Annotated in this window: 16 protein-coding genes; 9 read left to right on the top strand and 7 right to left on the bottom strand. The window is 65.2% G+C overall.

From position 1 onward, the window contains the following. The coding region (locus tag VJ897_RS11655) for an acetyl-coenzyme A synthetase N-terminal domain-containing protein (protein ID WP_324055841.1) at positions 1-170 on the bottom strand (170 nt) is incomplete at its 3' end. A 370-nt stretch (positions 171-540) separates the two neighbouring features. After that, entirely contained in the window at positions 541-1,005 is a 465-nt protein-coding gene (locus tag VJ897_RS11650; protein ID WP_324055839.1) for an MAPEG family protein, read from the bottom strand. A 71-nt stretch (positions 1,006-1,076) separates the two neighbouring features. Here VJ897_RS11650 and VJ897_RS11645 point away from each other — a divergent pair, with 71 nt between their 5' ends. Then, positions 1,077-1,655: a TetR/AcrR family transcriptional regulator gene (locus VJ897_RS11645; protein WP_324055838.1), complete on the top strand. Its 579-nt coding sequence runs from the start codon at positions 1,077-1,079 to the stop codon at positions 1,653-1,655. A 10-nt stretch (positions 1,656-1,665) separates the two neighbouring features. Here the strand turns inward: VJ897_RS11645 and VJ897_RS11640 are convergent, their stop codons facing one another. The 3 genes from VJ897_RS11640 to VJ897_RS11630 all read right to left on the bottom strand — a co-directional run bounded on the left by VJ897_RS11640 (position 1,666) and on the right by VJ897_RS11630 (position 4,207). Continuing rightward, positions 1,666-2,166 carry a hypothetical protein gene (locus tag VJ897_RS11640; protein ID WP_324055837.1) on the bottom strand — a complete coding sequence of 167 codons (501 nt, stop codon included), beginning with the start codon at positions 2,164-2,166 and terminating at the stop codon, positions 1,666-1,668. Next, positions 2,163-3,125: an acetyl-CoA carboxylase carboxyltransferase subunit alpha gene (locus tag VJ897_RS11635; RefSeq protein ID WP_324055836.1), complete on the bottom strand. Its 963-nt coding sequence runs from the start codon at positions 3,123-3,125 to the stop codon at positions 2,163-2,165. Before VJ897_RS11635 ends, VJ897_RS11640 begins: the two co-directional genes overlap by 4 nt. 125 nt (positions 3,126-3,250) lie before the next feature. Then, positions 3,251-4,207: an L-malyl-CoA/beta-methylmalyl-CoA lyase gene (locus VJ897_RS11630; RefSeq protein ID WP_324055835.1), complete on the bottom strand. Its 957-nt coding sequence runs from the start codon at positions 4,205-4,207 to the stop codon at positions 3,251-3,253. A gap of 257 nt (positions 4,208-4,464) precedes the next feature. On the opposite strand from VJ897_RS11630, the gene dgcN reads away from it, so the two are divergent. The 3 genes from dgcN (at position 4,465) to VJ897_RS11615 (ending at position 7,443) form a co-directional block, all read left to right on the top strand. Next, the gene (dgcN, locus tag VJ897_RS11625) at positions 4,465-5,466 is read left to right on the top strand and encodes an N-acetyltransferase DgcN (protein ID WP_324055834.1); all 1,002 of its coding nucleotides are present in this window, start codon (positions 4,465-4,467) and stop codon (positions 5,464-5,466) included. 60 nt (positions 5,467-5,526) lie between these two features. Next, complete coding sequence (dgcA, locus tag VJ897_RS11620) at positions 5,527-6,492, top strand: N-acetyl-D-Glu racemase DgcA (protein ID WP_324055833.1); 966 nt, start codon at positions 5,527-5,529, stop codon at positions 6,490-6,492. A gap of 87 nt (positions 6,493-6,579) precedes the next feature. After that, positions 6,580-7,443, top strand: coding sequence for a D-amino-acid transaminase (locus VJ897_RS11615; RefSeq protein WP_324055832.1), 864 nt, complete (start codon positions 6,580-6,582; stop codon positions 7,441-7,443). A 430-nt stretch (positions 7,444-7,873) separates the two neighbouring features. Here VJ897_RS11615 and VJ897_RS11610 read toward each other — a convergent pair whose 3' ends face one another. Both VJ897_RS11610 and VJ897_RS11605 read right to left on the bottom strand, forming a co-directional pair. Continuing rightward, positions 7,874-8,182, bottom strand: a complete 309-nt coding sequence (locus VJ897_RS11610; RefSeq protein WP_324055840.1) for a DUF1244 domain-containing protein — start codon at positions 8,180-8,182, stop codon at positions 7,874-7,876. 5 nt (positions 8,183-8,187) lie between these two features. After that, the gene (locus tag VJ897_RS11605; RefSeq protein ID WP_324055831.1) at positions 8,188-8,946 is read right to left on the bottom strand and encodes an N-formylglutamate amidohydrolase; all 759 of its coding nucleotides are present in this window, start codon (positions 8,944-8,946) and stop codon (positions 8,188-8,190) included. Positions 8,947-9,117: 171 nt separating this feature from the next. On the opposite strand from VJ897_RS11605, the gene pyk reads away from it, so the two are divergent. From pyk to pheS, 5 genes are all read left to right on the top strand, one after another. Continuing rightward, positions 9,118-10,569: a pyruvate kinase gene (pyk, locus tag VJ897_RS11600; protein WP_324055830.1), complete on the top strand. Its 1,452-nt coding sequence runs from the start codon at positions 9,118-9,120 to the stop codon at positions 10,567-10,569. A gap of 36 nt (positions 10,570-10,605) precedes the next feature. Further along, positions 10,606-10,830 (top strand): hypothetical protein, encoded by a 225-nt coding sequence (locus VJ897_RS11595; protein WP_324055829.1) that lies wholly within the window; start codon positions 10,606-10,608, stop codon positions 10,828-10,830. Between the two features lie 108 nt (positions 10,831-10,938). Further along, on the top strand, positions 10,939-11,139 hold the full coding sequence (rpmI, locus tag VJ897_RS11590) for a 50S ribosomal protein L35 (RefSeq protein ID WP_324055828.1): 201 nt from the start codon (positions 10,939-10,941) through the stop codon (positions 11,137-11,139). A 12-nt stretch (positions 11,140-11,151) separates the two neighbouring features. Beyond that, complete coding sequence (rplT, locus tag VJ897_RS11585; RefSeq protein WP_324055827.1) at positions 11,152-11,508, top strand: 50S ribosomal protein L20; 357 nt, start codon at positions 11,152-11,154, stop codon at positions 11,506-11,508. Positions 11,509-11,742: 234 nt separating this feature from the next. Then, positions 11,743-12,804 carry a phenylalanine--tRNA ligase subunit alpha gene (pheS, locus tag VJ897_RS11580; protein ID WP_324055826.1) on the top strand — a complete coding sequence of 354 codons (1,062 nt, stop codon included), beginning with the start codon at positions 11,743-11,745 and terminating at the stop codon, positions 12,802-12,804. Positions 12,805-12,872 lie beyond the last annotated feature (68 nt).

Below are 12,872 nucleotides of genomic sequence, written 5' to 3'. Positions count from 1 at the left end.
CCGAACGGCGTCATCCAGTCGATCCGCCGCCCCTGCTCGGCCCAGAACCCCTCCGGATCCGAAACCGAGGCCGCGTACATCTCATCGTAACGCGCCGCATCAACATGCGCCCGCGATACAGTCGCGTCAGAAGGCGGGTGGCTCGGGGTCAGGGATTCATCGGGTGTCATGGTGTCCTCCTCACGTCTCGCCGGGGCCGCGCCCCGACATGGCGGGGCGGACAGTGGCTTGGCGACGTCATACACAATTCTTGTAAATGACGGGACTTGGGTATCGGTTCTGCTTGTGTTTCTTGTAAATTGCTTTTGCGTGACGGCTCATCTTGCGTAAAGAATTTTGCAATTGACGGTTTCCCCTTGTTTTCCCGAACAGAGTCAACCGTGCGCCGTGCCGGTCGCGCGCCGTGGCCGTATACAATGGCATACTGTTAGCGCCCAAACTGCCGCCGCCGTGACCTGTGGCAAATTGTCGAGGCAGGGGTCCGGGCCGTGACCGCGCCGAATCGAGTCGGTTTCGAGGTGTCGCCGCAGCCCTCGTGCGTCAGGTCACCGAGGACCAGAGAACATGGCCGGCCATGTAGATAACGACCAGCGATCCGATGCTGTAGAACGTGGCGCGAAGCTCGTGCGACCACTGGCGCGCATAGGCCAGAAAGTGGGCAAGCCGGGCCAGCACGAAGCCGGCGAAAAGCACCTGTGCCAGCGCGAGCGGTGGATCGACCAGGACGAAGAGCAGCCCGGTCGCCCAGAACGCGGGAATGTTCTCGAGATCGTTCCGGTGCATCCGGCGGGACCGGTCGACATAGTCGTCGGGCGCCAGTTGCGACGGGTCGGGCGCGGGGTTGATCGGGCCCGGGCGCAGGTCCTCGGGGCTGGCCCAGCCGCCGCGGACACGCATCATCCGGGCAACCGTCATCCAGCCCTGCCCCATGACCTTGAGCACCATGAGCGCGGCGGCAACGGCATAGGCGGCAAAGACCGGGTTCTCGAGGGTCAGCAGGGGCATGGCATTTTCGACGGTTTACCTACCAAAGGTAAGGAAATAACTTACCGATGGTAAGCCGTCAAGAGGAGCCCATGCCCGACCCTGCCCCCCGAGATCGTATCCTGGCCATTGCCCATGACCTGGTGGTGTCACGGGGGCCTTCGGCGGTCACCTTCGACGCCATCGCGCGGCGGCTGGGGCGGACCAAGCAGGCGGTGATCTACTGGTTCCCGACCAAGCGGGACCTTCTCGCCGCGCTGTTCCTGCCCGCGCTGGAGGCCGAGGCCGAGGCGGTCATCGCCGCGCTGGACGGCGCCGAGGGCCGGGCGGAGGCCATCGAGCGGGCGCTGCGGGCGCTGGCCCGGTTTCACCTGGCCGACCTCGACCGTTTCCGGATGATGTATCTTGCGCCGCAAACCAGCCGCGGACGGCCGGGCGAGCGTGGCCTGGTCAGTCAGGTGCACCCGGTCACGGACAGGCTCTACGGGGTGCTGGCCCGGCACCTGGACCCGGCCGACCCGGACGGTGCACGAGCCGAGGCACTGGCCCTGCACGCGGCGCTGCTGGGACTGATGACGATGCAGGGGCTGGCCACGGCGCTGGAGGACCCCCTCAAGCACGATGCCGAGACCCTGACCGAGGCGCTTGTCGCGGCACTGACGCGGGCCTGATCCGGGCCGTCTATCCCAGCGGGCAGGGCGTCACGTCGACGTCGATGACGACGCGGGTCTCGGGGCCGAAGGTCACGCCGCTCATGTCGATGAAGAGCTGGCCCCCTTCGGTAAAGAGCGCACCGTCGGACAGGGGGGCGGTGGAGCGGTTCATGTTCTGCGCAACACCGTCGAACAGCACGCACTCGGTCAGGAAGTCGAGGACATAGCCGTTGAACTCCAGCACCGGAAAGCGGGCCTTGGGCATCTCGGGGTAGGTGATGACGACACTGCGCGCGCGGATGTCGATGATCGCGGGGACCACGTCCCAGCCGTTCTGCACCCCCTCGGGCCCCAGCCCGTATTCCACCGCGTCCGAGACCCGGGCGGGGTGGCGCCGGCCGACGAAAATCGGCGTTTCGCGATCTTCCCAGGCGCGGGTGCCGAAGGTGACGTCGCGCCCCATGAGCCCCTCGGCCTCGGCCGGGGCCGCCGTGACGCCGAGCGCCAGGACGGCCAGCGCGGCTTTCACGCCGCCAGGCCCTTGGTGCCGAGGTCGAGGTATTTCCGGCGGCGCGCGGCGCGCAGGTCGTCCCCGCTCTTGGCGTCCATCTCGGCCAGCATCACTCGGATCGCCTTGCCGACGCTCTCCATCGCCTTGGTCTTGGCACGGTGGGCGCCGCCCAGCGGTTCGCGAATGATCCGGTCGCAGATGCCCAGTTCCTGCAGGTATTGCGCCGTCAGTCGCAGGGCCTCGGCGGCCTCGCGCATCTTGTCGGCGTCTTTCCACAGGATGCTGGCGCAGCCTTCGGGCGAGATCACCGAGTAGACCGAGTGTTCCAGCATGGCGACACGGTTGGCTGTGGCGAGGGCCACGGCCCCGCCGGAGCCGCCCTCGCCGATGATGACGCTGACCAGCGGCACGCGCAGGGCCAGGCATGTCTCGGTCGCGCGGGCGATGGCTTCGGACTGGCCGCGTTCCTCGGCCCCCTTGCCGGGATAGGCGCCCGGGGTATCGACAAGGGTGATGACCGGCAGCCCGAAGCGGTCGGCCAGCTCCATGAGCCTGATCGCCTTGCGATACCCCTCGGGCCGGGCCATCCCGAAATTGTGGGCGATGCGCGACTTTGTGTCATGGCCTTTCTCGTGGCCGATCACCATGACCGGCCTGTCGTCCAGCCGGGCCAGCCCGCCGAGCACGGCGTAGTCGTCGGCAAAGTTCCGGTCCCCCGCGAGCGGTGTGTACTCGGAAAAGAGCGCCTCGATATAGTCCCAGCAGTGCGGACGTTCGGGGTGGCGCGCCACCTGACATTTGCGCCAGGGCGTCAGGTCGGCATAGAGACTTTGCAGCAGGTCGGCGGCCTTCTTGTCGAGGGCCTGGGCCTCGGCTTCGATGTCCATTCCCTCGTTCGCGCGGCCCATCGCGCGCAGTTCGGCCGCCTTGCCCTCGATTTCCGCGAGGGGCTTCTCGAAGTCGAGATAGTTGGTCATGGGACACCCTTTGCCAAGCCTGCGCCCATATAGAGGCGCATGACGGCGGGATGCAACGGGGCTCGGGTCCGGTGACGGGACCCGCGTATCAGGGCGACCTGCGCGGATGCTTGCCGCGATCCGTGTCAGCCCGCGATCATCTCGGCCTGGCGCACGATGACCTCGGCCTGCTTGATGGATGCGATATCGACCAGCCGGCCCTTGTGGACAGTCGCTCCTTCACCGCGGGCCTTGGCCTCCTCCATCGCGGCGAGTATCTCGCGCGCCTCGGCCACGGCTTCGTCAGAGGGGGTGAATACCAGGTTGGCCAGGGCGATCTGCTTGGGGTGGATGGCCCACTTGCCCACCATGCCCAGCGTGGCAGAGCGTCGCGCCTGGGCGATGTAGCCGTCATCGTCCGAGAAGTCCCCGAACGGCCCGTCCACGGGCAACACGCCGTGGGCGCGGCAGGCGGCGACGATGGCGGCCTGCGCCCAGTGCCAGGGATCGGACCAGTGTTTGCGGCCTTCGTGCAGCATGTAATAGTTTTCCTGCGTGCCGCCGATGCCGGTCGTGGCCATGCCCATGGAGGCGGCGAAATCCGCGGCGCCAAGGGACATCGCCTGCATGCGTGGGCTGGCGGCGGCGATTTCCTCGACATGGGCGATGCCGGCGGCGCTTTCGATGATGACCTCGAAGCCGATCGGCTTCTGGCGGCCCTTGGCGGCCTCGATCGCCGTGACCAGCGCATCGACCGCGTAGATGTCAGAGGCATTGCCAACCTTGGGGATCATGATCTGATCCAGCCGGTCCCCCGCCTGTTCCAATAGGTCGACCACGTCGCGATACCACCAGGGGGTGTCCAGCCCGTTGATGCGCACCGAGAGGGTCTTGGTGGCCCAGTCCATGTCGTTGATGGCCTGGATGACATTGGCGCGGGCCAGGTCCTTGTCCCCGGGGCTGACCGAATCCTCCAAGTCGAGGTTGATCACGTCGGCGGCGCTGGCGGCCATCTTGTCGAAAAGCTTGGTGTTGGAGCCGGGGCCGAACAACTGACAGCGGTTCGGTCGGGCGACCGGGGCGGGTTGCAGGCGAAAGGACATGGTCGGCTCCTTCAGGTAAGTATATTTCGTATTTGTTGCTTTGGTAGGTATATTCTTGCGCCTTGTGCTGCAAGGGCGAATTCGCAGGTGCAGCATTGCGCGTTCGGGGGCGTATGACTTCCCGTCTCTGCAAGAATCCTGCGTCGAATGGCGAAACGGGGTGTTCTGTTTCGCAGTAGAGCCCCTGAACGCGCGAATTTCGAATCCACTTGGGTCCGGGGCGTGCTTCGATAGGGTGGCATCATCGGAGGTTCGACATGATTCCCACCCCCTATCTTCTTTTCCTGGGCGACGCGCCGGATCAACTGGCTGCCAAAGTGGCCATCGGAATAAAGGATTGGCGCCCGGAAAACGCGGTCGGCCAATTGCGACTGCGCGGTTGCAAGGCCGACCTGGGCCTGGCCGACATGACACTGGACGAGGCCCGCGCCGCCGGGGCACAAACACTCGTGATCGGTGTGGCCAATCGCGGGGGCGTCATCAGCGACGCCTGGAAGAAGGTACTGATCGAGGCCCTTGATATGGGGTTCGACATTGCCAGCGGGTTGCACAACCTGTTGCGCGATGACCCCCAGCTTGCCGCCGCCGCAGGGCGCGCGGGGCAGGAATTGCACGATGTGCGGGTGCCCTCTGTCAGCTATCCCATTGCCGAGGGCCAGAAACGCAAGGGCAAGAGGTGCCTGGCCGTGGGCACGGATTGTTCGGTGGGAAAGATGTACACCGGCCTGGCCATGGATGCCGAGATGCGCAAGCGGGGCCTGAAATCCAGTTTTCGCGCCACCGGCCAGACCGGGATACTGATCACAGGGCGCGGCGTGCCGCTGGACGCCGTCGTCGCCGATTTCATGGCCGGGTCGGTGGAATACCTGACCCCTGACAACGACGCCGATCACTGGGACCATATCGAGGGGCAGGGCAGCCTGTTTCACGTATCCTATTCCGGTGTGACCATGGCGTTGATCCACGGGGGGCAGCCCGATGCCCTGATCCTGGCCCATGAACCCACGCGGAAACACATGCGCGGCCTGCCGGGTTATGCGTTGCCCTCGCTCGAACAATTGCGCGACACGGCCCTGCCGCTGGCGCAGGTCGCCAACCCGGCGTGCAAGGTCATGGGCATTTCGGTCAATACCGCCGCCATGTCCGAACAGGCCGCGCTGGACTGCCTTGCCCAGGTCGAGGATCGCATGGGCCTGCCTGCCGCCGATCCGTTCCGGCAGGGCGCGGGGCGGCTGGTGGATGCGCTGCAGGATATCTAGGGCCCGTCACGCGGCCCGGCCTGCGCCGCCGAGGTCATTGGCCAGCATGAAGGGGTAGACATGTCATTGAGCGTCACACGAGACCGGTTTCGGCTGGCCGAAGTTTTCACCATCGCGCGTGGCAGCCGGACAGAGGCACAGGTGCTGACCGTCCGGGTGACCCGCGAGGGCGTGCAGGGGCAGGGAGAATGCGTGCCCTACGCCCGCTATGACGAAACGCTCGACAGCGTCGAAGCGCAGATCGCGGGCCTGCCCGAGGATATCAACCGCCACGACTTGCAGGATGCCCTGCCCGCCGGCGCGGCGCGCAACGCGGTGGATTGCGCGCTGTGGGACTGGCAATCCAAGAGCACCGGCGCGCCGGTCTGGCAACTGGCCGGCTTGCCGAAGCCGAAGCCTTGCGTCACGGCCTTTACCCTGTCGCTGGATGCCCCCGACAAGATGCAGGTGGCGGCGGCGAAACATGCCGAGCGCCCCCTCTTGAAAATCAAGTTGGGCACGCCCGACGACATGGCCCGGCTGGAGGCCGTGCGCCGCGGTGCGCCCAAGGCGCGGATCATCGTCGATGCCAACGAGGGCTGGACGGCAGAAGTCTATGCCGAGCTGGCGCCGCATCTTCTGCGGCTGGGCGTGCAGATGGTGGAGCAACCGCTGCCCGCCGGGGCCGACGACATGCTGGCCGAGATCGAGCGCCCCTTGCCGGTCTGCGCCGATGAAAGCTGCCATGATCGGGCCAGCCTGCCGGCGCTGGCGGGCAAGTATGACATGGTGAACATCAAGCTGGACAAGACCGGCGGATTGACCGAGGCCCTTGCCCTGCGCGATGCCGCACGAGAGGCTGGCTATGCCGTCATGGTGGGCTGCATGGTCGGCTCGTCGCTGGCCATGGCGCCCGCGGTTCTGGTCGCGCAGGGGGCCGAGATCGTGGATCTGGACGGACCGCTCCTTTTGGCCGAGGATCGCGATCCGCCCTTGGGCTATGAGACTGGCGCGGTGCAGCCCGCGGCGCCCGAGCTCTGGGGGTGAGGGCTATTTCACTCGCGCCCGGGCTGCGCTATGTCGCGGCGAGACCACGCGTCAATTGCCCGACCGTCCCGCAATAAGGAGTGCCCCATGCCCCGCACCGTATATGTAAACGGCGACTACCTGCCCGAGGGCGATGCCAAGGTTTCCATCTTCGACCGAGCCTTTCTGATGGCCGATGGGGTCTACGAAGTTACCAGCGTGCTTGATGGCAAGCTGATCGACTTTGATGGACACCTGGCGCGGCTGGAACGATCCCTGTCGGAACTGGATATCCAGAAACCCGACTGCTTTGACGACCTGCTGGAGATTCACCGTGAACTGGTGCGAGTCAACGACATTGGCGACGGCATGGTTTACCTGCAGGTGACGCGCGGTGCCGCCGAGGATCGCGATTTCGCCTTTCCCGACCCGGAGGTGGTGAAGCCCACCGTGGTCCTGTTCACCCAGTCCAAGCCGGGGCTTGCGGACAGCCCCGCGTCGAAGAAGGGGATCAAGGTCATCTCGATCGAGGATATCCGCTGGGGCCGCCGCGACATCAAGACTGTGCAACTGCTCTACCCGTCGATGGGCAAGATGATGGCCAAAAAGGCCGGGGCCGACGATGCCTGGATGATCGAGGACGGCCACGTGACCGAGGGCACCAGTAACAACGCCTATATCGTAAAGGGCGACACGATCGTAACGCGGCAGCTGTCAAACGACATCCTTCACGGGATCACCCGCGCCGCCGTGCTGCGCTTTGCCCGCGAGGCGCAGATGAAGGTGGAGGAACGGAACTTCACGATTGACGAGGCCAAGGACGCGGACGAGGCCTTCGTCACCTCGGCCTCGACCTTCGTGATGCCGGTGGTGCAGGTCGACGAGGCCGTGCTGGGGGACGGCACGCCGGGGCCTGTGTCACGCCGCCTGCGCGAAATCTACGTGGAGGAAAGCCGCAAGACGGCGGTGTGAGGGGCGTGCTGGGTCTGTTGGGGTGAACCTGGCTTGATGGCCGATTGGCTGCGGTGACCGTTGCCCGCCCGAAAAAGACATGGGCCGACGATGCGGCGGGTGTTCGGGTTTGAGCCCACCTCAGATCATCTCCGCGCGGAACAAGGCCTAAGGCCGCCGCGCATCGCCGACGCGCCCCTACGCGGCGGCGATTTGCCCGGGCTGCGCGAATCACTCCGGTTCTTTTCAGACTTGGCTGACATAAAGTGCTCAGACCCAACGCAGCATCGCCACCGCGCGCGTCGGCGATGCGCGGCTCGAGCCAATGTCTGCTCCATGCCGCAAGATTGTCAGCTATGATGCCGCTTTGCAAAGCCGCCGCCCAGCGCAAAGCTGCCATTCCTGAGGGGCCCGCGACGTGGCCTTTGACGCGCGACGTAACGCGCCGCCCCTATTCCCCGACGTTTTCCTTGAACGCCTTTTCGAAGGCCGCCTGTTTCTCGGGGCTGGCCTCGGTCTGGCTCTGCGCCTTCCAGTCGGCGTAGGGCATGCCGTAGAAGGCCTCGCGGCCTTCGTCCTTGGTCATCTCGATGCCGCGCGCGTTGGCGGCCTCCTGGTACCAGCGGGACAGGCAGTTGCGGCAGAACCCGGCCAGGTTCATCATGTCGATGTTCTGCACGTCGGGGCGATCTTCCATCAGGTGTTTCTGCAACCGGCGAAAGGCGGCGGCCTCGAGTTCAAGGCGGGTCTGGTCGTCGATCTGGGTCATGCGGTCCTCGTGTCTTGCTGGTCCATCAGGTGCAGGGCCTGCGTCAGGATCGGGGCCAGTCTTTGGGCCCAGTGCGCCTGCTGCTCGGGCGTCACGATCAGGTCGTTGCGCAGCTCGATCAGGGCGTTCGGGCGACCCTTTTGCAGGGCATGGCGATCCACCGAATCCCCCGGCAGGTGGCCGGCGTAGGGTTCATTGTCTCCGACGCAAAGGTCGGGGTCCGCGCGCAGCAAGTCAAGAAGCGGGTCCGACAGGCGCCGGTCCGCTTCGTGCAGGATGCCGACATGCCAGGGCCGCGGGTGGCGCCCGGTCAGCCGGGGCGTGAAGCTGTGAACGGCGACCAGCACGGTGTCGTCATAGCGGCCCGCGGTCTCTTCCAGCGCATTGTGATACGGTTCGTGAAAGGCGTCGATCCGGCGCTTTTTCTCGGCGGTATCCGCATGTCGGTTGGCGGGAATCACCGTCCCGTCGTAGAGCTTCATCAGGACGGTAGGATCGTCCGTGCCACGGTTCGGGTCGATCACGAGGCGCGAGAAATTCGACAGCACCGCCGGGGCGTCCAGCAAATCAGCCAGCGCCCGCGTCACCCCTGCCGCGCCCACGTCATAGGCGATGTGACGCTCCATGTCGGGGGCTGCAAGGCCCAGGTCGCCACCGCCGACACTGGGTGGGACGGTGTTCGTTGCATGGTCGCACGAGATGACCCAGCGCGACCGGCGCCCGGCCCCGTGCAGGTGGAACGGCTGATAGGTCATGAGCGGCACCGGGCGGCTGTCATTGTCATGTCATTCCACTTAGGACAGTTGAGGCCGGAAGTGAAATGCGCAATAAGGGCGATGACCCGTTAGCGTTAACTCCGGCTGCGCCGGGCGAGGTCAGTACCGCACCGGCCCGCCGGGGTGCCCGCAGCCGATGAAAGGCCAGACATGAGACGCCACCGCAATGTAAAGATCGTCGCCACCCTCGGGCCGGCTTCGAATGACTACAAGATGATCCGCGCCCTGCACGAGGCGGGCGCAGACGTGTTCCGCCTGAACATGAGCCACGGAAGCCACGACGAGATCCGCGAACGCCACGCCGTGATCCGCAAGGTGGAAGAGGACATGGGCAATCCAATTGCCATCCTGGCGGACCTGCAGGGGCCGAAGCTGCGCGTCGGCACCTTTTCCGATGACGGCGGCGAGGACCTCAAAGAGGGGCAGGCCTTTCGCCTGGACCTTGACGAGACGCCCGGCGACGCCACCCGCGTGCAATTGCCCCACCGCGAGATCTTCGACGCGCTGGAACCGGGGGCGCATCTTCTGGTCAACGATGGCAAGATCAAGTTGCGGGTCCGCGATTGCGGGCGCGATTTCGCAGATTGCGAAGTCGTGGTGGGGGGCACAATCTCCAACCGCAAGGGCGTGAACGTGCCCGACGTGGTGCTGCCCGTGGCGGCTCTGTCCGAGAAGGACCGCAAGGACCTGGAATTCGTCTGCGACCTCGGTGTCGACTGGCTTGCGTTGTCCTTCGTGCAGCGCGCCTCGGACGTGGAGGAGGCGCGTGCGCTGGCCAAGGGCCGTGCAGCGATCCTGTCGAAGGTCGAGAAACCGGCGGCGGTGAACAATTTCGAGTCCATCCTCGAAGCCTCGGACGGGATCATGGTCGCCCGCGGCGACCTGGGCGTGGAACTGCCGGTGCAGAACGTGCCGCCGATCCAGAAACGGCTGGTGCGAAAATGCCGCGGCGCCGCCAAGCCGGTGATCGTGGCCACCCAGATGCTGGAAAGCATGATCGAAAGCCCCATGCCCACGCGTGCCGAGGTCTCGGACGTCGCCACGGCGATCTACGAAGGGGCCGACGCTATCATGCTGAGCGCGGAATCGGCGGCGGGCGATTATCCTGTCGAGGCGGTTTCGACGATGGACAACGTGGCTTTCGAGGTCGAGAGCGACGAGAACTACACGACGATCATCGAGTCCAGCCGCACCGCCGACCGCGCCAGTGTCGCCGACGGCATCGTCGCCGCCGCCCGCGAGATCGCCGAGACCACGAACATCACCGCAATCTGCTGCTATTCGGAAAGCGGCACGACCGGCCTGTTGACGGCCCGGGAACGGCCCCGGGTGCCGATCATCGTGCTGTCGACCCGGATCGATACGGCGCGGCGGCTGTGCTTGTCATGGGGCACCAATTGCGTGCGCACCACGACCGAGGTCACGCGGTTCAAGATTGCGGTGGTCGAGGCGGTGCGCGCGGCCATCAAGACCGGGATCGCCAACAAGGAGGACATGGTCGTGGTCACCGCCGGCGTGCCCTTCAACACGCCGGGGTCCACGAACATCCTGCGGGTCGCCCCCTGCGAGGAACGTTTGATTTTCGCCGCCGAAGCGGAGTAGCATCACGCATTTGTATCTTGCGTGTGAGTTGGAGCCTTGGACACTGACCTGATCTTCGTCACGGGCCTTGTGGTCGCAGGCTTGTCCATTCCCTCGATCATGGGGGCTCTGGCCGATGGCCGCGTCCCCCGTGTGGCCTCGATTGCGGTGCTGGTGGGTGGTGGCCTGGTGGCGCTTGCGGTCAGCCAGAAGCCCAGCGGCTACGCGCTTGAGGATATCCCGACGGTCTTCGTCGAGGTGGTGGGTCGCTACATCAACTGAGGTCCTTGCCAAATGGGCCGCATAGGCCTATACGGCGCGTTCAATCGCGCGTCCGGCCAGAAGCGGCATGCCGAGTCGCGTGTCACCGATACGTTCAAGGAGACGGAAATGCCCAAGTTGAAGACGAAGTCGAGCTGCAAGAAGCGGTTCAAGGTGACGGCCAAGGGCCGCGTGAAGGCCGGCCAGGCCGGCAAGCGCCACGGCATGATCAAGCGTACCAACAAGTTCATCCGTGATGCGCGTGGCACCACGACCCTGAGCAAGGCTGATGAGCAGATCATCAAGCCCATGATGCCCTACGCGCGCTGAGGAGAACCGGATATGCGAGTCAAAGGCGGAACCGTCACCCATCGTCGTCACAAGAAGATCACGGACCAGGCCAAAGGCTATTACGGCCGTCGCAAGAACACCTTCAAGGTCGCGACCCAGGCCGTGGACAAGGCCAACCAGTATGCCACCCGTGACCGTCACAACCGCAAGCGCAATTTCCGCGCCTTGTGGATTCAGCGGATCAATGCCGCCGTCCGCGCCCAGGACGAAAACCTGACCTACTCGCGCTTCATCAACGGGTTGATCAAGGCCGGTATCGAAGTCGACCGCAAGGTCCTTGCCGACTTGGCCGTGCACGAGCCCGAGGCTTTCGGCGCCATCGTGGAGAAAGCAAAGGCCGCGCTGTAATCCGTGTTGCGCCGGTTTTCGAATTGCGCCGCCCCAACGGGGCGGCCTTTTTCGTTGCGGGGCTGTTGTCAAAATGGGTGCTGCGCACGCTTGACTGAGTTCGTCGGGGGGCTCGGCCCCCAACGGCGCGCAAGCGCGCCGCCCCCGCGGTATTTGCGACCCGAAGAAGCTGGGGTTGCTTGAAACCGGGGCGGGGCCGGGGTAACGAGCCGTGACCAATCCAAGGGGCCCGTCATGGATGAGCTGAAGTCCAAATACCTCGACCTGATCGCCAAGGCCAGCGATGCTGCGGCACTCGAGGAGATCCGCGTCGCTGCCGTGGGCAAAAAGGGCGAGGTCAGCCTGAAGATGCGTGAGTTGGGCAAGATGACGCCTGAAGAGCGGCAGCTCGAGGGGCCGCGGCTGAATGCGCTCAAGGACGAGATCAACGCCGCCTTGGTCGCGAAGAAGTCGGCGCTTGAAGACGCGGCGCTGGAGGAGCGGCTGAAGGCCGAGTGGCTGGACGTGACGCTGCCCGCGCGCGACCGGCATGTCGGCAGCATCCATCCCGTCAGCCAGGTCTGGGAGGAATGCACGGCGATCTTTGCCGACATGGGCTTTGCCGTGGCAGAGGGCCCCCAGATCGAGAGCGACTGGTACAATTTCGATGCGCTCAACATCCCGGGCCATCACCCGGCGCGCGCGGAAATGGATACATTTTACACGCATCGGTCCGAGGGTGACACACGTCCCCCGCACGTGTTGCGCACCCATACCAGCCCTGTCCAAATCCGGTCCATGGAGGCCCAGGGCGCTCCCATCCGCATTATCTGCCCGGGCCGCGTCTATCGCGCTGACTACGATCAGACCCATACCCCGATGTTCCACCAGGTCGAGGGGCTTGCCATCGACCGCGACATTTCCATGGCGAACTTGAAATGGGTTCTTGAGGAATTTTTCAGCGCTTTTTTCGGCACCCATGTCGAGACCCGGTTCCGCGCCTCTCATTTTCCCTTCACCGAGCCGAGCGCCGAGGTGGACATCCAGTGTTCCTTCGAGGGTGGCACCGTGAAGGTAGGCGAGGGCAACGACTGGCTAGAGGTGCTGGGGTCGGGCATGGTCCATCCATCGGTGCTGCGGGCTGGCGGCATCGACCCGGACGCGTGGCAGGGTTTTGCCTTTGGCATCGGGATCGACCGGCTGGCGATGTTGAAATACGGGATTCCCGATCTGCGCGCCTTCTTCGAGAGCGACCTGCGCTGGCTGCGGCACTACGGGTTCAGCGCGCTGCAGGTGCCGACGCTGCACGGGGGATGACCTGCGGTAAGCCCGGCCGTCGCTGGCGATCCCGGGAGGACTCGAACCCCCAACCTGCTGATTAGAAG

This window comes from Salibaculum sp. (genome assembly GCF_035270045.1).
In the GTDB taxonomy this organism is placed as follows: domain Bacteria; phylum Pseudomonadota; class Alphaproteobacteria; order Rhodobacterales; family Rhodobacteraceae; genus Salibaculum.
Note: the sequence above shows the minus strand (reverse complement) of the source record. Positions and strands in the feature narration are given on the sequence as shown.

Excerpts from the sequence above, each read along its gene's own strand:
- VJ897_RS11650 (WP_324055839.1), bottom strand. The coding sequence starts at position 1,005 with ATGCCCCTGCTGACCCTCGAGAACCCGGTCTTTGCCGCCTATGCCGTT.
- VJ897_RS11645 (WP_324055838.1), top strand. The coding sequence starts at position 1,077 with ATGCCCGACCCTGCCCCCCGAGATCGTATCCTGGCCATTGCCCATGAC.
- VJ897_RS11635 (WP_324055836.1), bottom strand. The coding sequence starts at position 3,125 with ATGACCAACTATCTCGACTTCGAGAAGCCCCTCGCGGAAATCGAGGGC.
- VJ897_RS11630 (WP_324055835.1), bottom strand. The coding sequence starts at position 4,207 with ATGTCCTTTCGCCTGCAACCCGCCCCGGTCGCCCGACCGAACCGCTGT.
- dgcN (WP_324055834.1), top strand. The coding sequence starts at position 4,465 with ATGATTCCCACCCCCTATCTTCTTTTCCTGGGCGACGCGCCGGATCAA.
- dgcA (WP_324055833.1), top strand. The coding sequence starts at position 5,527 with ATGTCATTGAGCGTCACACGAGACCGGTTTCGGCTGGCCGAAGTTTTC.
- VJ897_RS11615 (WP_324055832.1), top strand. The coding sequence starts at position 6,580 with ATGCCCCGCACCGTATATGTAAACGGCGACTACCTGCCCGAGGGCGAT.
- VJ897_RS11605 (WP_324055831.1), bottom strand. The coding sequence starts at position 8,946 with ATGACCTATCAGCCGTTCCACCTGCACGGGGCCGGGCGCCGGTCGCGC.
- pyk (WP_324055830.1), top strand. The coding sequence starts at position 9,118 with ATGAGACGCCACCGCAATGTAAAGATCGTCGCCACCCTCGGGCCGGCT.
- rpmI (WP_324055828.1), top strand. The coding sequence starts at position 10,939 with ATGCCCAAGTTGAAGACGAAGTCGAGCTGCAAGAAGCGGTTCAAGGTG.
- rplT (WP_324055827.1), top strand. The coding sequence starts at position 11,152 with ATGCGAGTCAAAGGCGGAACCGTCACCCATCGTCGTCACAAGAAGATC.
- pheS (WP_324055826.1), top strand. The coding sequence starts at position 11,743 with ATGGATGAGCTGAAGTCCAAATACCTCGACCTGATCGCCAAGGCCAGC.